Source organism: Streptomyces synnematoformans (genome assembly GCF_039531005.1).
Lineage (GTDB): Bacteria > Actinomycetota > Actinomycetes > Streptomycetales > Streptomycetaceae > Streptomyces > Streptomyces synnematoformans.
The window spans coordinates 1-1010 of record NZ_BAAAPF010000704.1 but is presented as its reverse complement, the minus strand read 5'-3'; the positions used below and the strand labels follow the sequence as shown (position 1 = coordinate 1010).

The 1010-nt window shown below is 76.9% G+C and carries 1 protein-coding gene; it reads left to right on the top strand.

The window, feature by feature from the left end; translation table 11 throughout:
* Positions 1–176: 176 nt before the first annotated feature.
* A partial coding sequence (locus tag ABD317_RS37240; protein ID WP_344296546.1) for a DUF5937 family protein occupies positions 177–1010 on the top strand: 834 nt, incomplete at its 3' end.

The following is a 1010-nucleotide window of genomic DNA, read 5'->3' as shown; positions in this document are numbered from 1 at the left end:
GACCCCGCCGGGGCCGGGGGCGCCGCCCGGGCCGGACGGCAGGGCCGCGGGCACGGGTGCGGCCGCGCCGTCCGGGGCGGTGGTGTCGCTCATCACCGGAGCGTGGCCCGCCGCCGGTGCCGCACCGTAGTCTTTCGGCAGCAGCCGAATCACCCGGCCGGCGAAGGGGGGCGGCGATGCCGGTGTACATGCGCTTCGGCCCCGAGGACCTGCTGCGCTGCCGCTTCGCGGTCTCCCCGGTCTTCGAGACGCACGAGGCGGTACGGACACTGCGCCGGACCGAGCGGCACGGCTACCACCGGCCGTGGCTGCGCCGGCTCGGCGAGGCCGCCGCCGGCCTCGACCTGGAACCGCTGTGGATCTTCATGCCGCACTCCGGCCCCGGCTACACCCCGGACTTCCTCGGCGGCCCGCCGCAGGCGGCGTACACCTCGGTGGCCGACGGCATCGCCCAGCTGCGCGCCACCGACCCGGCGCTGGCGCACGCCGAGATGGCGTACTCCCTCGACACCCTCCCGGACGCCGCCGCGTCCCCGCTCGGCCGCCGGCTGCTCGACGACCCGGCCGCCGCGATCGAGCTACTGGCCGACGCCACCGAGCGGGCCTGGCACGCGCTGGTCGAGCCGCACTGGCCGCGGCTGCACGACCTGCTGCAGGCCGACATCGACTACCGCGCCCGGCAGCTGGCGTCCGCGGGCCTGGAGGAGCTGTTCGCGCTGCTGCACCACCGGCTGTCGTACGACGACGGCCTGCTGACCGTGACGACGAGCAGCCGCTACCGCTACGAGCGCGATCTCGCCGGCGACGGCCTGCTGCTGATGCCCAGCGCCTTCGTCTGGCCCGACGTGGTGACCGGCTTCCAGCCGCCCTGGCAGCCCACCGTCATCTACCCTGCCCGCGGCGTCGGCGCGCTCTGGTCGGACGACGCCGGCCCGGCGGCGGCGCAGGCGATGGCCGGGACGCTGGGCGCCGGCCGGGCCGGCGTCGTCGCCGCGGTCGACGTGCAGGTG